This is a genomic window from Bradyrhizobium sp. WSM4874 (assembly GCF_055811835.1).
On sequence record NZ_JBVVPR010000037.1, the window covers coordinates 1 to 20,574 of the forward strand.

The following is a 20,574-nucleotide window of genomic DNA, read 5'->3' on the forward strand; positions in this document are numbered from 1 at the left end:
AGGGCGACGTCGTCGGCAGCTTGCGCCCTTCCAGTCGCAAAGAAGGTGTCGCGGAACGCAGCGGAGAGGCAGCAGCCTAAGCAATTCAGCAAGCAGCAGCTTTACGAGATACTGGCTGAAGCGGTCAAAAATACCGGCTAAGAGGTCACCGCGAGCGCCGTTGCGCTGCGCTCAGTATTCGGCTCGGCTCGGCAGTTCGGGGGTCGTGCACCTTCCCAAGTTCGTCTGCTTCGGGTCACAAGCGGTCCTGCACCGGCTGCGCGCGGCAGGTCCGCTAGGGCCAAGATGCGACGTCCCCGGTTGATGAGCTTCCAGTATGAACGGCACAAAAAGCCCGGATCGTGCCGGAGCTTTGGAATGCACAATGATCAGTACTTCGCGATGGCGGAACCGCGGAACTCGTAGCTCAGACGCCCGGTTGCGGGTCTACACGGTTCCCCCTTTAACAAATGACCAGAGCGATCCTCACGCAGATCGGACACGTGTGTCTGGCGCGCTACAGCAAATCCGGTGAGGTGGGGTAGCGTTTGGCACACGTTCTTAAACCTGAGAGACTCGAAATGAAAAAGTTCCTTCTCGCTACTGTCGCTTTTGCCGCCCTAGCGGGTACAGCATCGGCAGCTGATATGGCCGCGCGTCCTTACACCAAAGCCCCACCGATGGAGGCCTCGCCGATCTACAACTGGACCGGCTTTTACATCGGCGGTCACGTCGGCGGCGCATTCGGCGGCAGCAACAACATTCTGGCCCCCGGCTTCACCGGCACCAGCAGCAACGATGGTGTGTTCATGGGCGGCGTGCAGGTCGGTTACGACCATCAGTTCTCACCGAACTGGGTGCTGGGCATCGAGGCGAACTACAGCTTCCTCGACACCAATGACAATGCCTTCGTCAACCGTGGGCTCGGTTCGGTCACCGGTCGCCTCGGCTACACCTGGGGTCCGGCGCTGCTGTACGTCAAAGGCGGCTACGCCTGGGCCGACTCCCGCCTTACGAACGGCTTCGGCGGCGGCACATTCACCAACAGCGGCGGTGGTCGCGACGGCTACACCGTGGGCGGTGGTCTCGAATACATGTTCGCCCAGAACTGGTCAGGCAAGGTCGAATACCAGTACTACGACTTTGGCACGCGGAACGCTCTCTTCACCAGCGCCGGTGGTGTTGTTACCGCCGTCGGCTTCCGCAATGACGAGCACACCATCAAGGGCGGCCTGAACTACCGGTTCAATTGGGGTGCCGCCTCGGCTTCTCGTTACTGACGGCTTACGTAATATACTCAAAGGGCCAGCCATACGGGCTGGCCCTTTCTCCTAAGCCGGAATGGCTGGCGCGAGTTGGCGCCTTGCGGTTTTGCCAAGCTCTCCAGCAACTACTCGAGGTCAGCTACGGGCAACAGCGGTCCGCGGCGGGGTGCGCGCGGCAAGCTGTGGACCAGAAGCGGACATATGAATTGAAAGAGAAGCCGGGCCCCAACGGGTACGCGGATGCACTTGCTTGCCGCTGGCGGCGGCAGTCCTGGCATTCACTTGGCTGCGAGCCAACTCCGCAGCGGAGCAGTTCGTCCGCTCCTTTGCCGCCCGAGCCAGAGAGCAGATGGCATCGCTTGCCGTCCAATGCGCCTTCGAGCACATCGAACACACTTGCATGTCTGATGCATGGTGGAGCAACCTGAAGCGCCCGATGCGAGCCGCACTTCCCGAGCGGGTCAGGCGCGCAAATTCCCTGGCTTACCGCCGCTCGCCCCGTTGCTTATCCTATCGCATACACTATGCAGACTGGCGTGTTGCGGACATCCGTGGTCACAGCATTCCCTGAGAGCGACCAAGGCCCTCCCCCTCACCTCTCCACCGGCACCCCCGCCCCGCGATGATACCGGCTGGAAAAGAACACCAGCGGCGTGGTGTCGCGATGGTCGCAGGTCGAGACTTCGGCGATGATCAGCGTGTGGTCGCCGACGTCGACGTGCTGGGTCACCTCGCAGCCGAACCAGGCGATGCATCCCCGAAGGCGTGGCAGGCCGTCCACGATGTCGTAATCCGGACTGGCGCCGGTGTGCGGCTGGCTCGCGAAATGCCGCGACAGGTCGCGGCCATGGTCGGGCAGGACGTTGACGCAATAGCGTCCGGTCGCGGAGATCGCCCGGTGCATCCGGCCGAGCATGATGGAGACCAGCACGGTCGGCGGCGACAGGCTGACAGTGACAAAGCTGTTTGCAGTCATGCCGCAGACACGGCCGTGCTCGTCCAGCGCAGTCAGTACTGCGACGCCGGTCGCAAAGCGCGACGCGGCTTCGCGGAACGACGCCGGATTGGCGCGTTGCATCTCAGTCTCCGCTCGCGAGGTGGAGGAGCGTTGCACTATCGATCGTCACGCACTGGCTCTGACGGGCTCAGGCGGCGCCGACATGCGTTCGATCCAGGCCTGGATGCGCTGCGGTGTCGAGATGCGGTCCCATTGACGGTCCGGGAAGTTGAAATTCTCGGTGAACTCGTTTGCCAGCGCGGGATTCTGGCTCATCGCGCCGATCAGCATACCGAGCGCGTCCGTCGGCGGCTGCAGCATCACGTTGGTCCAGCGCGACGCCGCCAGCACGCGATCCTGCCGCTTCAGATCGATCTTCTCGCAAAGACGCGCGTCGAGCGCGTCGGAATGGACAATTTCCTCGCCGAGCACGAAGGCGGCATAGGAGGCGATATTGGCGCCCTGGCCCATCATGGGATCGACAATGGCATGGACGTCGCCGAGCGCGATCGCGCATTTGCCGTCGTCGAACTCGACCACCGTGTGGCGCACCGTGGGGACCACACCGCCTTGCAGCAGATCCTGCGGCTGCGCCAGATCGAAGCGCGCCGTATCGATGCGGTCGTAGGTCGTCGGGTGATGCTTCTCCAGCTTGCCCAGCAGCACCTTCAAAAAGTGCTTCGGGTTATCGTCGTAGCTGAGCGTCGCCAGCTCTTCCATGTCGCCGCCCGGCACGTTTTCCATCAGCAGCGCGTTGGCAACACCGCCGAAGGTGACGGTCGGAATCACGATCATCTCGCCGTGGCCGGGTGACACCGAGAGCGTGACATTCATGGGATCGGGCTGCCGCACGCCGGTGTAGAGCCCGACGCACAGTCGCCGTTGCGGCTGCGAATAGGGCGTGTGCTCCGGACGGTAGGTGAAGAGCTGGCCCAGCGGCCCCTTGCCGGTCGAGACGACCAGCAGGTCGAAGCGCGCGACCAGCGGACGGATGTCGCGCTCTTCGATGCGGCGGTATTCGATCCTGCCGCCGCGGCTGACGAAGTCCTTCATCAACGCGGGAAGATAGATCCGATAGTCGACGGCGCGGCTCGGCTTCGAGAAGTCACCGCGAAAGCTCAGCGGCTGCGGAAAATTGAAGACGTGATCGTGGTAGTAATAATGATCCTTCGGATCGGTCCAGTGATTGACGCCGAGATAGTCCTCGCGCGCGATCGTCACGTGGTGATGCGCGACGGTGTTGAGCAACCGGATATTGCGATAATCATCAGGCGGCCGGTCGGTGATGACAGTGGCGTCCACGCCATGCTTCTGCAGGTAGAGCGCGAGATGCAGCCCGGCGATTCCGGCGCCGATGATGCCGATGTTGCGTGCCACCGTCGTGTCCTCCCCTGTGATTGTTCGTTTCGAGGAAGCCTAGCCGCCCGCTGTGTTGCACACTACGGAATAAATGGGATATAATTTATTCCGGATCGGAATGAATGATGGACCGGATCGATTGCCTGCGCGCGTTCGTTCGCACCCTCGAGGGCGGCAGCTTCTCGGCTGCGGCCAAGGAGCTCGGCATCGGTCAGCCCGCCATCAGCAAGCGCATCGCGATGCTGGAAGGCGAATTCGGCACGCAGCTGTTTTTGCGCACGACGCGCACGCTGAAACCGACGGCTGACGCGCACCGGATCTACGATCTCGCGCGGCAGATTCTCGACAGTTTCGACATGGCGCGATCGAGTGTCGAACAGGCAGCGCCCCGTCCCGCCGGCACGCTCCGGATTGGCGTGCCGTCTTCGTTCGGGCGACGCTACATGATGCCGGTCATCGCCGAGTATGTCCGGAATTATCCGGAGGTTCGGGTCGACATCCGCTTCAGCGAGCGCTTCGTCAATCTGGTGGAAGAAGGCATTGAGCTCGCGTTGAGGATCGGAAATCTGGAGGCGAGCACGCTGGTGGCCCGCCGGCTCGGCACCGTGCAGCGCTATCTGGTCGCGACACCCACCTATCTGCATGGCCGTCCGATGCCGCGGACGCCGGATGATCTCGGCTCACACCAGTGCATCGTCTATTCGCGCATGACGCCGGCGCAGCAATGGGTCTTCGAATCCGAGCATGGCCGTCACGTCGCATCCATCAACGGCCCCATCCACGTCGACGATGCCGACGCGATGCAGGAGGCAACGATGCATCATCTCGGCATCGCCATCCTGCCCGAGTGGAACGCGGCGGACGGCCTCCGCAGCGGCGAGCTCGAGCATCTGCTTCCGGACTACGCCATCGCCGCACTGCCCCTGCATGCGGTTTATCCGGAGACGCAGTGGATGTCGCTGCGCGCGCGAAGCTTTCTGAACCTCCTGGTCGAACGTGCCGAGCACTTCGCGCCGGCCTCTCCGCATACCCGTACCGCCAGCGCCGGCGGTTGACGCCATCCCGGCCATCATTAAATGACGCCCATGAAAAAGATCGGATTCCTCTCCTTCGGGCACTGGACGCCCTCGCCGCAATCGCAGACCCGCTCGGCCGCGGATACGCTGCTGCAATCGATCGAGCTTGCGGTTGCGGCGGAAGAACTCGGCGCCGACGGCGCCTATTTCCGTGTGCACCATTTCGCGCGGCAACTCGCCTCGCCCTTTCCGCTGCTTGCCGCCGTCGGCGCCAGGACCAGCAAGATCGAGATCGGCACGGCCGTGATCGACATGCGCTACGAGAATCCGCTCTACATGGTGGAGGATGCAGGCTCCGCCGATCTCATTGCCGGCGGCCGGCTCCAGCTCGGCATCAGCCGCGGCTCGCCCGAGCAGGTGATCGATGGCTGGCGTTATTTCGGTTATCAGCCGGCCGACGGCGAGAGCGACGCCGACATGGGCCGGCGTCATGCCGAGGTCTTTCTCGACATCTTGCGCGGCGAAGGTTTTGCAAAACCCAACCCGCAGCCGATGTTCCCAAATCCGCCGGGGCTGTTGCGGCTCGAGCCCCATGCGGAAGGCCTGCGCGAACGAATCTGGTGGGGTGCCGGCTCGAACGCGACGGCGGTCTGGGCCGCCAAGCACGGCATGAATCTGCAGAGCTCGACGCTGAAGAACGACGAGACCGGCGAAGCCTTCCATGTGCAGCAGGCCGCGCAGATCCGTACCTATCGCGCTGCCTGGAAAGAGGCCGGCCACGCCCGCGAGCCTCGCGTGTCCGTCAGCCGCAGCATCTTCGCGCTGATCGACGATCGCGACCGCGCCTATTTCGGCTCCGAGCGCGGCGGCGAAGACCAGATCGGCTTCATAGACCCGCGGACGCGGGCGATCTTCGGCCGGAGCTACGCGGCTGAACCGGATGCGCTGATTGAGCAGCTCCGGCAGGACGAGGCGATCGCGGAGGCGGATACGTTGCTGCTCACGATCCCGAACCAGCTGGGCGTGGACTATTGCGCGCATGCGATCGAGGCGATCTTGACGCATGTGGCGCCGGCGCTCGGGTGGAGGTGACGGGAAGGGCAAAGCCAGGCCCGTGTGACCCCGACGGGAGCCGCAGTCGCACGACCTGAAGTCGCGGTTGACTTCAGTCACTACCCTGACAATGATGCCGCCGGGGATTTGGAATTCATCAGGGGCGAAAATGCGGGGTGGTTATCTGGGGGCTCTGGTCGTGGCCGCGTGTCTTGCGGGCTGCGCATCGGGGCCGATGGGCAGTGCGGCTCTCACTGACAACGTCAAGTCAAATACTGCACGGCTTGTGGTCTATCGGACGTCGGCGCTGGGATTTGCGGTTCAGCCCAACTATGTGGTCGACGGGCGCGTGATTGGCGGCAGCCAGGCCGCAGGATTCGTGGCGTGCGAGCTGCCTCCGGGCCGCCACGAGGTCGCCGTCAACAATCTGCCGCTGAGTACCAATCTGTTCGGACAGGGCAGCGAGAAGATGAGCGTCGATCTGCGCGCCGGCAGCACGACCTATCTCTCCGCCCAGCCGCAGATGGGGATCGTGACACCAGGCGCGATCACGCTGATCCAGGTCACGGAGGACCAGGGTCGCGCGGACGTCGCCAGCCTGCATCAGAGCAACAGGTCGTGCGGCAAGGCGTGATTCGAATCGTTCCGCTCTCGAAGCGCTGATGAGACGCCTTGCCCTGACAATCATCCTGCGTCTTGGCCGCTACGCCGTTCTTCCGGTCGTGGCACTGGCCTGCGTGATGCTGGCTGTCTGGCTGATGGCAATGGATCGTTACACGGTCGCGACGCTGGCGACCGCACCAATCGTGTTCTCCATATTCACGGCCGCGGTGGCGGTCGCCATTGGCCTGCTGCTCCTGCCCACGCCGAAGCATCGGAGTTTCGAGGCGAGCGAGGAGACCGCCCCAGGCCTCTGGGCGGCGTGGAAGGAGCTCGACCATGGCTTCGTCCGATCCAACCGCAGCTTGCGGATCGACACCAATTTCAACGCATCGATCAGCGAGGTCAGCCGATACGCCGGGCTGTTCGGACGGCAGATCACGATGATCGTCGGCCTGCCACTGCTGATCATCCTGGATGAGCGTGCAGTTCGCGCGGTCGTCGCCCATGAAGTGGCCCATGCCCGGCTTCGCCATACCTCGGGAAGCATCAACCTTTCGGATTTCATCGCGGCCTCCGAGAACGTGCTGTTCTACGCCGATCCGGACCACACCATCACGGGACGCATTGCCCGAGCCCTGCTCCGCTCCATGCTCGAATGGCTCGACAGGGAATATCGCACCCTGTCGCGAGAGAACGAGCTTTACGCCGATCTCGGGGCCGCCGAACAAATTGGCCGCGCCGAGATGGCGCGGGCGCTGGTCCTGATGGAGGCGTGCGGAACGCGTCTCACCGATCTCATCTACGCCCCTTTGGAGAAAGAGGTGCTGGGCGCCATCCATGCACCCCGCCCGCCCTTCGAGCGCGTCTTGAACCAGCTCGGGGACATCAGGGCGCCTGAGCCGATGACCGCGGCTGCCGTCGCCGGCCTGACGCGCGAGCACGATCCGGACGCGGCGCACCCGCCCTTTGCCAAGCGGCTTGCCAATCTCGGATACACCGGCGTTCCCGATATTGGCGACATCGAGACATCCGCTATCGAGCAGCTTCTCTCGCAGGACGCGGCAAAGGACATCGCGGCCCGCTTCGACGACGAATGGCGGAAAAAGGCGCAGGCTTGGGTGACCGTCGGCTGGTGAGCTACGGGCTACGTCGCGGGCTGGTAGTGTGCCAGTCGCTCCGGGTCGTCATCCGGAACTGAGACCGTCTGCGCCCTGATGTGGCTGCCGATGACCAGCCCGGTGAGCGAGAGCGTGAGCCCAAGCGCCAGCGGCGCGAACAAGGCCTCTTCCTGAAACAATCCATTCAGCAGCACGACCATGACGCCGAAGCCTGCGAGCCCCTGCGTCAAATATCCGGAGAACGCATAAAGACGCCAGGCCTTCAGCGCCACCGCGAAATGAAACGCCAGCGGAACGAGGGCCGCGATGCCCATCTGGTACAGCAGGACGCCGATCGCACTCTCGACGGCGCCGTTGGTCGTTCCGGCGGCCTGCGCGGCGCTCCAGTCGATCGAGAAATAGTCGTCCGAGAGATTTCCGCCAACTCCCAGGCCGCGGCCAAACGGCTTTTCGAGAAATCCGTTCAAGCCGCCCATGAGGCCAAGAACGTGATAGTCGCCGATCTGCAAGCCAACGCGGATCGCGGCAATTGCAAACACGATCAACGCCACGAAGCCGAGCCATAGCGTCACCACGGCGCCGAGCAGACGGGTCGATATCCAGGCCGCAGCCACGAAAACCACCACGATGAGCGCGCCCTTGACGCTGCAAACGATCAGCAGCGGCAACGCCACAAGGGCCAGAACCGGACGCCCTACCGAAAACAGGAAAAGCCCGAAAAAAGCGATCCCGTACGCGAAGCTGATCGGGTGCATATTCGGTCCGTGGATGCGGAGGATCTTCGACAGGCCGAACCCTTCGAGCAGGGGCGTATTGAGGAAGTCGAAGCTGAAGCGATCCTTCAGATCGACCGGTACGTTGCCGGTAGCGCGCATCTCGGCTTCCCAAACGCCGGAACGGGCCGCCTTGAGCTCGTCGAAACCCCAGAACGTGTAGCCGTTGGTGATGGCCAGCCAGAAATCCCGAAACGCAAACTCGACGTATCCGCACAGGATCAGAATGGCTCCGAGCGTCACCAGGAATGGCGTGGCGCGAACCTCATAGGTCGCCGCCGTCAGCAGCGAGAGCTGAAAAAGGAACAGCGGCAGCACGATGTTGCGCAGATAGACCGTTGCCGCCTGGCCATCCTGCACGAAGCCGATCGCAAAATACAACGACACCACGGCGAGGGTCACGACACCCCAGCGCATGATTTGATTGACCTCCGTCGACCTGTTCCTTTGGCCGGCGACGTACAGCCCAAACGTCGTCAGCCACATCACGGAGCAGACGAGAAAATTGTAGCCTTTGATGAAGTCCAGGTCGGACGGCGCCGAAATCAGCGGCGACAGGATCGAGACGAAAAGGTTCTGGAAGAACAGGACGAAGATAGCGATGGCCGGCGCGTAGGCTGGAACCGCAACCACGATGGCGATGGCGACGAGAACTTCGACGGTCAGAGACAGGACCGGGCTCGCCACGTGCAGGACCGGCGCAAAGCCGATGGTTGCGATGGCGATGCACAGCGTCGGGATCAGCTCGCGCCAAGGCGAACGCGAAGACGAACGCGTTGGCTCGGGACAGCCCGCCTGCACGGCTTGAAGATGCGGTGAGGTCCCGCCACTCATGACTCGTCCTTTGGCGCAGCGCGGCGGCCACGATAGCGGCAGGAAGCGTAAGGATTCGTTAACGATGGCGGGCCGGGTTCAGCGCCGGCCGGGCCTGGTCGCGCCGAGCAGCGCGCGCATGACGTCGGGATCGGGCTTGCCTGTGCCGTTTTCGAGCAGGCCGAATCCCTGCGCCAGCTCCCAATGCGTCCAGCCCCAGCAATGCGCCCGCGCATATGCGGTCACGGCCGCGAGCCAGCGCACGCGGCTGTCCCGGGGCGCCGCGGCTTTCAACACGCCAAATTCGTTGATGATGATCGGTCGCCAAAATTGCTGCTGCCAAGCAATCGCGGGCTCGAGCCAGCGGCTGACATCCGGCTTGTCCCTGGCGACGGCAATCGCCGTGTCGAGCATGCCGAGCGCCTTCGTCGCGCCTCTGTCCAGCAAGTCCCGGCGGAGCGCCCGAACCCCGGGATCGCCGGCGCTGATCGGATAAGGCAGATCCGTGATGTCGTGCAGCGGATCCTGCACGTCCCAATGGCCCTGGTGTGTGAACACCATGGGATCGTAGAAATGGATGGCGTAGACGACGTTTGGATCCGGCAACGGGCGAAACCGCGGCAGCGAGTCGGCGCGTTGCCAGTCGACCGGGCCGACGATCAGCGTGGTCGCGGGAAGCAATTGCCGAACGAAGACAGCGAGCGTTTCGACCTGCTTTTGCCATCTATCGGCTTCGATGTCGGGCTCATTGAGCAGCTCGGCGAAGATGCGGTCGGCCGGAAACGATTGAATGACCTGGGCGAGCGTGCCCCATGCATCCTCCAGCTCGCGCAGCGACGCGTCGGCGTCGTCCTTGTGCAGGCGATTGAAACGATCGCCGGGATGAAGATCGACGGAGATTGAATAGCCGAGCGAGATGAGCTGCTTCAATGCCTTGTCGAGCGCCCGGAGCGTCTCATCCCTTTCCGCCTTCGGGGCGAAGCGCAGCATCACGCGCTCGGCCGGTACCGGCAAGCGGACATGACTCATCCCCGCCTTGCGGAGTTGCTGCAGCAACTCGCGAGTCGGAGGCGCGGATTTTTCGCCGTTGATCCAGCCGTCGGCATTGAACCCGCGCGACAGCGCGGCGAGCCTGTCCGGCGCGACGGTCTGCGGGACAGGCAGGCAAGTTTCGGCCGATGCCACTGATGCGAGCGACATTGGCATCAAGATCGTGGACAGCAAGATCGTGGAGAGGAGCAGACGACGGCACGTCGCCATCGTCAAATCGCCCTGCTAAGCGGGCCGCCGCCGGGGTGAGGCGCGGCAGAGCCCGCGGGCGCATGATTGACGACGAGGCCGGTCGGGATGGCGTCGTACTTCGATAGCGCGGCGGTCACCCGTCGCATCGCCGCCGAACCGAGCTCGCCGGCGCGCACCACCGGGATGATCAGGTCCGCGTGCGCGGCGAGCGCGATCGCATCTGGCTGCAAGGCAAGATTGTTCGCATGGACGATGATCAGGTCGAACTCCGAGCGAATGTCGTCCTCTGGCCGCGCATTGGCCTTCCTGCCGGCGCTCAGCAGCTCGTCGATCGACTGGAGCCCCGCAGTGGTGGAGCCGTCCTGCCATTCGGTCACCGGCGGCTGGGCGCCCGCGAATTCCGGCTGCAGCCTTATCAGCACGCTCATCATCCCGCGATCGACCGCCGCGCGGTTGAGGGAGCGCGCAACGGTGTTGCCGCCGGCGCTCTTGCCGACCGACAGCACGAGGGCGACCTTGCAGCCACGCGCCGGGGCACGATCGATACGCTCGAGCAGCGGACGCAAGTAAGTGCCGAGATCGAGTTCGGCTGTGGCGGCAATCGGTCGTTGCCAGACAGTGTTGGGCGCAGCTCCCGACATCAGTTCGGGAATGCGGGACCAGACCGGAAGGTTCGGCATCGCCTCGGGTTGCTGCACGGCCGGAGCCGGACGCTGGACTTGCCGCTTGAGCATCTCCCTCGCCTCCGCATGCGCCGGCGTTCGAGCCGGAGCCTCGGCAGGATCGGACTTGTCGGACATGCTCGTCATTGCCGCAACCGCAGCGGTTGACGTCAGCAGCGAGCCGATCGCGAGCGCGGCGAGCAGCAGCGCGAGCGGCGGACGCGTGGAGCGCAGCGGCGGGATCGCCGGCGAGGCGATCTTGGTCTGCGAGCTCTGAAGCTGACGCTGCTCGTTGGTCGTCTTGAACCGCGACAAGAACTGCTCGTAGATATTCTTGTTGGCATCGGCATCGCGCTGCAGTTCCTGCAGCTTCACGAGCGCCTGGCCGTCCACCAGCATCTGCGTCTCGACCGCCTTGAGCTGCTTCTCCAGCGCAGCCTGCTGCTCAAGCTGGGCCTCGTATTCGGATTTCGCGGTGTCGATGTTCTTCTTGCGCTCGACCTCGATCTGCCTGTTGATGTCAGCCAACTGGCTGTAGGAAATCGCAAGATCAGGATGGCGGTCGCCGTAGACCGCCTTCTTCTGTGCGATCTGGTCGTTCAGGGTCGAGCGCTGCGCGCGCAGCATGCTCAGGAGATCCTGCTTCACCGGACCTTCGACATTGGCCTTGAGATCGCGCTGCACCTGCTCGTAACGCGCCTTGGCTTCCTCGGTGCGCGCGCGAGCGGCGGAGACCTGCTGGTTCAGGTCAGTCACCCGCAATTGCTGGGTGGTGGAATCCTTGCCGGCATTGAGGATCTTGTGCTCGAGCCGGAAGGCTGCGACGGCGTCTTCCGAGACGCGCAGGCGCTCGTTCAGCGCCTTCAGCCGGTCTTTGAGCCAGTCGGCCGCCTCGTCCGTCGCATCGCTGCGGACGCGGCTCTGGGTCGCGACGAACGCCTCTGCGATGGCATTGGCATAATAAGCCGCCCGCTCCGCACTGTTCGAGGTGAACGAGATGGCGATGACGTAGGTCAGGCCACGACGCGAGATATCAAGACGGCTGCGGAGTTTTTCGAGCAGGCGCGTCATGTCGGTATGACCGCCTGCGATATCTTCGTCGTCGGCGATCTTGAGCTTCTCGATCAAGGGCCGGAGAAAACCGTCCGACTTGGCGATCTCGATCTGGCTCTGAAGCGCAGCGGCGTCCTGGCCGATGCCAGGCAGCACGTCCTGATCCGTGGTGACGCGCAGCTCGCGAGGATCGACCACGACGAGCGCCGTCGCGGCATACCGGACCGGCAGCACCATCAGCACGACGAGGCCGAGCGCGAAAAATGCCAGCGCCAGCATCAGGATGCGCCGGCCGTTCTCGCGCAGGAAAGAGAACGCGCCGGTGAGGGCCAGCGATCCCTTGATCAGCGCGGGTGCGGTGTTGTCGGGCGTCGCCGCCGTAGCCCGCGGCGCTTCCCACGAAGCCGCGGGCTCCGTCGGGGCGATGCTTCGCGGAGATGCGCTTCTACCGAACGCCATGGAATTGGACTCGAAATCAACTGACAGGCACAACCTAGAGACTTGCTACACCGTAAATATCCATGGTTAACCCGCGGTTACGGCGGCCGCGAAGCTCGGTAAACGGTTCGTTAAGAGACGACGCACGGCCCTGCGCGTAGAGCGGTCCCGCGCGTCCGGGCACCGGGCGACACCGAATGCACACGCTTGCGAATGAGTTTTCTTGTGCGCTTCGACGACCTGGCGCCGGATTATGCCGTGCCGGGTCTCAAAACAAAGCGGCGCTGGCAGCCTGTCCGTAGATCATTGCGGCCACGAGAGAGAGCAGCAAGCCCGCGCCCGAAAAGATCACGAGGACTTTCAGAGTTTCAACATCAACTTCGGTTCTCGTCGCCCGGGATATCGCCTTTGCCAGTGCAGCCATCATCGCCAGCTCCGAACAGGCCGCGTGGAGGCGCGCCTGATTCCCATCGAGTGTCATTGGGCGCGTTTGCGTGTGAAGCAGATTACAGGTGATGTTGCGTGCCGAACCTCACAGGGCAGCGATGCGCGAAGCAGATCCAACCGGATTGTCTCGCCTTCGCGCCATGATGCGACGGGCAAACAAACGCTGGATCCGGCCGTCAAATCCCGCCGGGTAGCTCAACGCCCGCTTCCGTGAGGTCACGGAGGAATTTCCGCACCAGGAGCATGTTGGTTCTCTGCAGCTCGTGATTATTGCCGAACTTGAACTGGTTGGCTTCGGTGACGATCAGTCCCTGGTCGGTCTCGCGGAAAATGCCCTGCTTCTTCAAGCGATCGGCGCGCCGCCGGACGGTTTCGATCGGCAGACCGAAAAAGCGGGACAGGGCGGCACGGGAAACGCCCTGCTTGATCTTGTCCGGCTCAACCGCCTGGATGCTGCCAAATTGCCGGTCCAGTTCGGGGTTCTTCATGATCTTGAGAACGTTGGCGTTCAAGACCGCATGAATGATCATCAAGTCGAGGGGATCGAAATCGTAGTGGCGGAACATTTCGCTGGCTGCGCACAGCATGTAGGCCAGCGAGTGGCGAGAGACGGTTCGGATCAAATCCGACGCGATTTCCTCGCTTTCAGTCGTACCAATCATGGCCAGTGCCCGCTTCTACGGATTTCCGGTTCGACGCCCACAAACCAGTTCTATGCATCCGGGGCGCACCGCGCGTGAGGCAGGACCGGTCTGCTGTTGACCCCATTATGGGTATGGTCGCAGTTCCATCGGGTCAATAGCTGGCTTGTCGGCAATATCATTTTCACCGATACGAGGTTGAATTGCCGGGCGCGCAATTGGCGCGTGCCAATTGTGGTCATGGGCCAAATGTCATTTATCATCGAAGCTATTAAAGACGACTGCCGCACCGTGGATTTCCGTGACAGCGCGATCGTTGCGGTGATCGTGGCCCGCAAGCACGCGGTGAATGGTTTTGTGGTTTCGATCACGGCTCCGGACGGGCAGCTTTTTTCCGCCGATCAGTTCAGCCGTTTGCTGACGAGCAAGGGGCTCGGTTCGGACCCGGCGGCGCAAGAAGTTGGGCGGCGCTAAAGCGGGCTTTGTCACGGCACGCGGAATCCTGGAAGCAGTGCAATTGATTGTCATCACAGGCGCGCCGGAAACGGGTGCGCCGCCTGCGGACTAAACGACCGGATGCGGGAGATCGGTGTTGATCGCGTATTCGAAATGGCGCGCCCGGAACGATTCGAACGTCCGACCCTCAGATTCGTAGTCTGATGCTCAAAACGGTGGGGGACGCACCAGAACGCTTGAACGCGGTCGGTTCTCGCTTTATTCTCTAGAAATGTCCCCCTCCGTTCCGGTCAGTCCTGCTGCATCCTGCCATTTTGCGTCCCCGCAGTGTCCCCGTGGGGACGCATGAAGAAGTTGCTGACCGACGCCTATTGCCGCGCCGTCGAGCCCCCTGCAAAAGGCAGGCTGGAGGTTGCTGACGTGCGCTGCGCCGGCCTCGTGCTGCGTGTGACGAAAGGCGGCGTTTCGTCGTGGGGGTTCCGCTTCCGCGATCCCCTCACCAGGCGCACGCTGCGGGCTACCCTCGGCAACTATCCCGACATCGGCCTTTCCAAGGCTCGGTCCGACGCCGACGACATGCGTAAGCAGGTAGCCAGCGGGATCAACCCCATTGAAGCGAAGCGAACTGCCAGAGCGGACGCCGGGTCTCGTGACTTCGCGGTACTCGCCGAACGCTACATGGTCGAGCACGCGGAGCGGCATAAGCGCCTCAGGTCTGTCGCCGAGGATCGGCGCAACCTCGATAAGCACGTTCTGCCGAAGTGGCGAAAGCGCGATTATAGGAAGATCCGGCGCGCCGACTGCATCGAGCTGCTTGAGGGCATGGTTGGGGCCGGGACGCCTACGGCGGCCAATCGCGTTCACTCGCTCCTTTCCAAAATCTTCTCGTTCGCGATCGATTGCGACCTGAGAGAAGACAATCCCATGGTCCGCCTGAAGAAACGGGGGGTGGAAAAGACCGGAAAGCGCGTGCTCGATGACAGCGAAATCCGAACCTTCTGGAGGAAGGCGGTCGAAAAGCCGATTTCCCGTCAGACCGGATTGGCCCTTAGGCTCGCTCTCCTCACCGCGGGCCGAGCAAACGAGGTTGCCGGCTGCAATCTGTCTGAGCTTCAGAACCTGAACCAGGCCAGTGCCGCCGGCTGGGCTGTGCCTGCCGAGCGTGTGAAGAACAAGCGGGACTTCTTCATGCCGCTATCTTCCTTAGCAGTGGAGACCATCAAGGAGGCGATATCGCTCTTACCCGAGGGCGCGAAAGTTCTATTCCCCTCCCCACGGTCAAAAGATAAATCGCAGTCGATTAGCGCTCACGCTCTCACGGTCGCGATGGCACGGCTTGCCGAGACTCTTGAGGGAAAATGGAGCGAGGATCCTCCCTCGCCTCACGACCTCCGCCGAACGGTCGAAACTCGAATGTCAGCTCTGGGCGTCAAGAAAGAGGATCGGGATGCCTGCTTGAATCACAAGGCACGCGACGTCGGGTCTGTGCATTACGACATGTATGAGCGACAGAAGGAAAAGCGGGCTGCGTTCAACCGGTATGCGCGGGAAATAGCGCGGGTTTTGGCGGAGGCGCCGAAGAACCGGCACGGCTAGGGTAGCTCCCGAAAAGCTGGTCCGCACCAGCCTGCCGTGTCGTCCTTTGCGGAGCACTAGCGGAGTGCCTATGGCAAGATTTTACCCGAAAGGTTTTGTTGGGTCGGAGAGGGCTCTCATAACCATTGCATCAACACGCGACCCTCAACGCTGGAAGCCCGACGCGATGGTTCCTGAGGAACAAGATGTTTGGGATAAGCTCGGGACTACGTTGAACGCAACGTGGATTTACAATCACCTGCCATATTACGTCGCAGAGACAAGACGCGACGGAACGATGGATCGCTATTGCGACTTCATGGCCGCGCTTCAGGAGCTACGGAAAAGTCTGTTTGCGGGAGAAATAACCGCCTATTTCACGCATGAGGACGGCAGGCTTGACCATATCTTCAAAGAAGGCTGGGGCGGCGACGATGCCGAAGACATCCTTTTAAGTGGCATCGTAGACCTTTCCGGTGGGGTTCTGCGCCGCGTCATCCTGTTCAAAGGAGACGATGTCGCAAAGTTGGCCCAATCGCTGCCGCCGGCATGGTCAGCAAAAGTCGAAACGCGAGATAACGGAAATCAATCTCAAACGATCAAGCGGCCCGCGTCAGAAAAGCGGGAAGCTTTCAAAAATTGGCGCGATTCGCTGAACGGCCGCATCCCAACGTTGGCTGAAGATATCGTGGCTATGAGGAACGTAGGAATAAACCGGGAAGACGCGCGAGAACTGAGAAGAGATCATCCCTCACTTCCTCGTGGTAAGCCAAAAACAAAATCGGCGGAGGCCTAAATAGGCCGCGATCTAAATAGGCGGGGTCTTCGCCTATATTGCCGGCCTATTTTGGGCCTTTTTAGTCTCAGTGCATCCCCGCCGCGTTGGTGGGACCAAGAGCAGGTGCACCGATGACAGGAATCAATCCGCCCCGAGGAAATGGCGTCCAAATCTCGGCAATCCAATTGCCGATTGCGTACACGCCTGAGCAGGCTGCAGCCGCTACCGGCCGAAGCCGTTCCCGAATTTTCAAAGCCATTAAGGACAAGGAGCTGACCGCCCGAAAGGACGGAAAGGCCACCATCCTCGAGGATGCAGAGTTGCGCCGTTGGGTGCACTCGCTGCCCCCGATCGGACGACAGCCCGTAGCCGCCTGAGCCCTGAAACGGAAAGCCCGGCGGCTCGGCTTCCTTGGCGGGATCAGCGAGCGCACCGGGCCTTTGAAAGGCTTTAACTGTGCCAACACATAGCAAGTCACATCACCCAATCCAAGACCTTTCCAGCTTGCCCCTATTTAGCTGGCGCCCGGCTGTAGTCCGCAAGCCGGCAACGAGGGCGGGGCAATTCCTCGCTTCCCGATACTCGCTCCCTCCGGGCCATGCCGATTTGATCGCGGCCCTTGCCGGCATCGGAGGGGCGACCGAGCGATGACCGATAAAATCAGGATCAAGCTGCCTGACGGGTCGCTGCAAACCTTCGCTGGCCGCGAGGCATGGACGCTTCGTCACCTCGTCAATGCAGGGCCTCAAGGCCTCACGACTATAGACCATCCGGCGCCCCGCTGGAGTCACTACGTCTACAAGCTGCGCCGCGCCGGTCTGAGCATTTCAACGGACTATGAAGCCCACAAAGGCGACTTTCCGGGCAGCCATGGCAGGTATCGGCTCGAGACCGCAATTGAGATTGTTCCGATGGAGGGCACGTCATGAGCCCTCCACTGATCTTGAGAACGCTGACTGTCTGCTGCGGTCGTGAGGTGCTCGGCTTCATCCGCGAAATCGGCCGCAAGAAATTCATGGCATCGCTTCAATCAGGCCACCAGTTGCGCGGCGTCTTCCTGTCCCGGGGAGACGCTGCCCAAGCCATCGACGACGCTCGAAAAAAAGAGCGCGCCTGCAAACGACTGGCCTCAAAACCCGAAGGACATTTCTAATGGGCGCGATCAACAACGCCTTCGCCGAGCATGCCGCAACGCGGCCCCAGCGGGTGGACTTCAGTGCGGTGAGCTCGGCCGCCCTTGGCGCGCTCGACTTCATCGTTCCGAAGCTGCTGCCGGGTGGCTACCGATCCGGCGCTGAATGGATAGCGCGAAATCCGACCCGTCCCGACGGCCGTCCTGGCAGCTTCAAGGTGAACATGAACAACGGGGTTTGGAGCGACTTCGCGACCGGGGACAAGGGCGGCGATGCGATCGACTTGGTCGCTTATGTGGAGGGCAAATCCAAGCTGGACGCAGCGCGCGACCTTCAGACACTGTTGAATGTGAGGCCGGCCCAGGGTTCATCAACCCTGACCGGCAACATGCGGTCAGCCCGGAAGCACGACAACAGGGGGGCGGACAAGGTTGCCGCTGAGCCGAGCGGCGCGCGCGGCGCTCCGGCCTCGTTTCCACCTCGCACTCAACCAGACCAGGATGGCAAGCCGCGCTTCGTTGTGGCCGGCGACGAAGGCCCGCGCATTCGCGACGATGAGAAGCGACGGCACAGCTATTGCCGGGGCGGTGTCCCCGTTCGGCTGAAAATCCTTCGCAAGGACGGCAACGCTTTCAATGTGTTTCGGGTGACCGACACGGACGGGCGGACGGGCTGGCAGTATCGCAAGCCGGAGGGCTTCGAGCATGTGCCTTACTTCTCCGGCTCGGATCCGTTCGGCGGCGAGGCGCCGCTGCTGTGGCCGGAGGGCGAAAAGGACGTGGACACGCTGGCGAAGGCGTCATTCAGCGCTTTCACGTTCGGCGGGACTGGCGACGGGTTGCCGGGCGGTTGCGCCGAATATGTGCGGGGACGCCACCTAGTCATCTTGGCCGACAACGACGACGCCGGCAGAAAGCACGCTGAAGAAAAGGCGGCCATGGCTCACGGCGTTGCCGCAAGCGTCCGTGTGCTGCACTTCCCGGACACTCCGAAGGGCGGTGACGTGTCGGACTGGCTCGCGACCGGCAAGACCAGCGCGGATCTTTCAGCTTTGATTGAGGCGGTTTCTCATTGGAAGGCCGAGGAGCCAGCCCAAGAAGAGAAGTCGAACGATGGGGCTTGGTTCGGCGCCGGCGAGGAAGCGAACGAGGAGCATATCGCCGGCCGTGCCGAGCAAAAGAAGCAGTTGCCGCTCGGCTACAGCTTCTCCGATCGCGGCCTCATGCATCAGAACCCCGATGACTTGGACAAGCCTGCAATCTTGATTGCCGGTCACTTCGACATTGTGGCCGAGACACGGGACGGTGACGGCTCCAATTGGGGCGTGCTGCTGCGGTGGAAGGATCACGACGACCGGGAACACCAATTTGCGTTGCCGCGCGCTACGCTTGCCGGTGACGGCTCGGAGGCTCGCCGGGCGTTGATGGAAGGCGGATTTTTTATTGCCCCAAGCCAGACCGCGCGCGGTCTCTTTAACTCGTTCCTGCTCCAGGTGCGCAGCCCAAATCGTGCGAGGGCAACTCAGCGCGTGGGCTGGCATAGCAATTCGTTCGTCCTGCCGGATGATTGCTTCGCAAACGACAAGCGTGACCAGTTGCTGTTGCAGAGCGTCACCGCTCACGAACATTCGTTCCGACAAGGCGGCACGCTCGAGAGCTGGCAGCAGAACGTGGCCCGCTATGCCAGTGGCAACAGTCGCCTGGTCGTCGCCATCTCAGCAGCCTTTGCCGGGCCGCTGGTAGGGCCGTGTTCCTCCGAGGGCGGCGGCCTTCATTTCAAAGGCGCGAGTTCAACAGGCAAGAGCACAGCCCTGCATGTCGCGGGGAGTGTCTGGGGTGGTGGTGATGCAAATGGCTTCGTTCGGTCGTGGCGAGCAACAGCCAACGGGCTGGAAGGCATTGCGCTCAGCCATTCGGATACCGTCCTTTGCCTGGACGAGCTCTCGCAGCTCGCGGCGAAGGATGCCGGAGAAGCCGCTTATATGTTGGCCAATGGCTCGGGCAAATCGCGAAGCACGCGCGATGGATCTGCGCGACGGGCCGCAAAGTGGCGCGTCCTGTTCCTCTCGTCCGGCGAAATCGGCCTCGCCGATAAGGTGGCGGAGGATGGACGGGGCAAGCGGATAGCAGCCGGTCAGCAGGTTCGCATTGTCGACATAGCCGCCGATGCTGGCGCCGGGATGGGCATGTTCGAAAACCTGCACGGGTTCGAGAGCGCCGAAGCACTCGCCCGCCATCTGCGAACGGCGACACAGCAACACTATGGTGTCGCGGCCCGGCATTACCTTGGGTCGATCGTGCCAGCGATTGAGGATCTTCGCCGGCAGATTATGCCGATCATGACGGCTTTCAGCAGCCAATACGTCCCGAAGGGCGCGGACGGCCAAATCGAGCGAGTGGCCCAGCGCTTCGCACTGGTCGCAGTTGGCGGCGAGTTGGCGCAGCAGCGCGGCATCGTGCCTTGGAAGCCCGGCGAGGCCATTGCTGCAGCGGGCAGATGTTTCAACGACTGGCTGGCTGCCCGTGGCGGTCATGATGCGGCAGAGGTTCAGGACGGTCTGGAGCAGGTGCGTTCATTCCTGCTCGCGAACGGTATGGCCCGTTTCATTCCCGCATGGGAGGCTGACCAGGACACGCGCATCCACCCACGCGATGTGGCCGGTTATCGCCAAAAGGTCGGAGACGGCTGGGACTACTTCGTCACAACCACTGCCTGGAAGGAAGAGGTTTGCCGCGGTCTCGATGCTCGCCGGCTGGCGGCCACACTGGCGACCAAGGGCTACATGGACGCTCCCGATCCAGCACGCCGCGCGAAGCACGTTCGAGTGCCCGGTCACGGTCAGTTGCGCCTCTATCACATCGTCTCGCAGCTCCTGGAGGACGGCGAATGACGCATAGCTTTCCGGACTTCACCTCTCACGTGCTCGACCTGCTGAAAAAGACTGGTCCCAGTGGTCCCACTGGTCCCACCCCGAGCAAGCCGTTCAACCGACAGGAAAAACCTGGGACCAGTCGGCGCAAAGAGATGGGACCAGTTGAAAACGACTGGTCCCATCACGGCGCAGTGAGTGGTCCCGGCAAATGTGCAATCGATCAATCACTTAACGCATGTGGGACCAGTGGGACCAGTGGGACCACTAGTTTTGCAGGGGGCGAGGATGACGGCGAGAGAGG

The 20,574-nt window shown here is 62.5% G+C and carries 18 protein-coding genes; 11 read left to right on the plus strand and 7 right to left on the minus strand.

Annotation, left to right across the window (positions count from 1 at the left end; all coding sequences use genetic code 11):
* Positions 1-560 precede the first annotated feature (560 nt).
* Positions 561-1,259 (plus strand): outer membrane protein, encoded by a 699-nt coding sequence (locus AC0L3P_RS29310; RefSeq protein ID WP_275172808.1) that lies wholly within the window; start codon positions 561-563, stop codon positions 1,257-1,259.
* A 577-nt stretch (positions 1,260-1,836) separates the two neighbouring features.
* Here the strand turns inward: AC0L3P_RS29310 and styB are convergent.
* Positions 1,837-2,322, minus strand: coding sequence for a styrene monooxygenase NADH-dependent flavin reductase subunit StyB (gene styB / locus AC0L3P_RS29315; RefSeq protein ID WP_275172809.1), 486 nt, complete (start codon positions 2,320-2,322; stop codon positions 1,837-1,839).
* 45 nt (positions 2,323-2,367) lie between these two features.
* A complete protein-coding gene (styA, locus tag AC0L3P_RS29320) occupies positions 2,368-3,618 on the minus strand; it encodes a styrene monooxygenase subunit StyA (RefSeq protein WP_473307302.1) in 1,251 nt (416 codons plus the stop codon).
* Positions 3,619-3,725: 107 nt separating this feature from the next.
* On the opposite strand from styA, the gene AC0L3P_RS29325 reads away from it, so the two are divergent.
* The 4 genes from AC0L3P_RS29325 to AC0L3P_RS29340 all read left to right on the plus strand — a co-directional run bounded on the left by AC0L3P_RS29325 (position 3,726) and on the right by AC0L3P_RS29340 (position 7,408).
* Complete coding sequence (locus AC0L3P_RS29325; RefSeq protein ID WP_473307463.1) at positions 3,726-4,655, plus strand: LysR family transcriptional regulator; 930 nt, start codon at positions 3,726-3,728, stop codon at positions 4,653-4,655.
* A gap of 30 nt (positions 4,656-4,685) precedes the next feature.
* On the plus strand, positions 4,686-5,708 hold the full coding sequence (locus tag AC0L3P_RS29330; RefSeq protein WP_473307305.1) for an LLM class flavin-dependent oxidoreductase: 1,023 nt from the start codon (positions 4,686-4,688) through the stop codon (positions 5,706-5,708).
* 130 nt (positions 5,709-5,838) lie between these two features.
* Complete coding sequence (locus tag AC0L3P_RS29335; protein WP_473307307.1) at positions 5,839-6,303, plus strand: DUF2846 domain-containing protein; 465 nt, start codon at positions 5,839-5,841, stop codon at positions 6,301-6,303.
* 28 nt (positions 6,304-6,331) lie between these two features.
* Positions 6,332-7,408 (plus strand): M48 family metallopeptidase, encoded by a 1,077-nt coding sequence (locus tag AC0L3P_RS29340; RefSeq protein WP_473307311.1) that lies wholly within the window; start codon positions 6,332-6,334, stop codon positions 7,406-7,408.
* Positions 7,409-7,416: 8 nt separating this feature from the next.
* Here the strand turns inward: AC0L3P_RS29340 and AC0L3P_RS29345 are convergent, their stop codons facing one another.
* From AC0L3P_RS29345 to AC0L3P_RS29365, 5 genes are all read right to left on the minus strand, one after another.
* Entirely contained in the window at positions 7,417-8,997 is a 1,581-nt protein-coding gene (locus AC0L3P_RS29345) for a hypothetical protein (RefSeq protein ID WP_473307313.1), read from the minus strand.
* A 78-nt stretch (positions 8,998-9,075) separates the two neighbouring features.
* The gene (locus AC0L3P_RS29350) at positions 9,076-10,176 is read right to left on the minus strand and encodes a glycoside hydrolase family 5 protein (RefSeq protein ID WP_473307315.1); all 1,101 of its coding nucleotides are present in this window, start codon (positions 10,174-10,176) and stop codon (positions 9,076-9,078) included.
* Positions 10,177-10,238: 62 nt separating this feature from the next.
* Positions 10,239-12,392, minus strand: coding sequence for a GumC family protein (locus AC0L3P_RS29355; protein WP_473307317.1), 2,154 nt, complete (start codon positions 12,390-12,392; stop codon positions 10,239-10,241).
* Between the two features lie 247 nt (positions 12,393-12,639).
* The gene (locus AC0L3P_RS29360; RefSeq protein ID WP_473307320.1) at positions 12,640-12,798 is read right to left on the minus strand and encodes a hypothetical protein; all 159 of its coding nucleotides are present in this window, start codon (positions 12,796-12,798) and stop codon (positions 12,640-12,642) included.
* Positions 12,799-12,994: 196 nt separating this feature from the next.
* On the minus strand, positions 12,995-13,480 hold the full coding sequence (locus tag AC0L3P_RS29365; protein ID WP_473307322.1) for a hypothetical protein: 486 nt from the start codon (positions 13,478-13,480) through the stop codon (positions 12,995-12,997).
* A 96-nt stretch (positions 13,481-13,576) separates the two neighbouring features.
* On the opposite strand from AC0L3P_RS29365, the gene AC0L3P_RS29370 reads away from it, so the two are divergent.
* The 6 genes from AC0L3P_RS29370 to AC0L3P_RS29395 all read left to right on the plus strand — a co-directional run bounded on the left by AC0L3P_RS29370 (position 13,577) and on the right by AC0L3P_RS29395 (position 20,291).
* Positions 13,577-13,933 (plus strand): hypothetical protein, encoded by a 357-nt coding sequence (locus AC0L3P_RS29370; RefSeq protein ID WP_473307324.1) that lies wholly within the window; start codon positions 13,577-13,579, stop codon positions 13,931-13,933.
* 327 nt (positions 13,934-14,260) lie between these two features.
* Positions 14,261-15,511 carry a tyrosine-type recombinase/integrase gene (locus AC0L3P_RS29375; RefSeq protein WP_473307327.1) on the plus strand — a complete coding sequence of 417 codons (1,251 nt, stop codon included), beginning with the start codon at positions 14,261-14,263 and terminating at the stop codon, positions 15,509-15,511.
* A gap of 70 nt (positions 15,512-15,581) precedes the next feature.
* Positions 15,582-16,286: a hypothetical protein gene (locus tag AC0L3P_RS29380; protein WP_473307329.1), complete on the plus strand. Its 705-nt coding sequence runs from the start codon at positions 15,582-15,584 to the stop codon at positions 16,284-16,286.
* 629 nt (positions 16,287-16,915) lie between these two features.
* Entirely contained in the window at positions 16,916-17,197 is a 282-nt protein-coding gene (locus tag AC0L3P_RS29385) for a winged helix domain-containing protein (RefSeq protein ID WP_473307331.1), read from the plus strand.
* Complete coding sequence (locus AC0L3P_RS29390) at positions 17,194-17,421, plus strand: hypothetical protein (protein WP_473307333.1); 228 nt, start codon at positions 17,194-17,196, stop codon at positions 17,419-17,421. Before AC0L3P_RS29385 ends, AC0L3P_RS29390 begins: the two co-directional genes overlap by 4 nt.
* A complete protein-coding gene (locus AC0L3P_RS29395; protein WP_473307335.1) occupies positions 17,421-20,291 on the plus strand; it encodes a DUF927 domain-containing protein in 2,871 nt (956 codons plus the stop codon). Before AC0L3P_RS29390 ends, AC0L3P_RS29395 begins: the two co-directional genes overlap by 1 nt.
* Positions 20,292-20,574 lie beyond the last annotated feature (283 nt).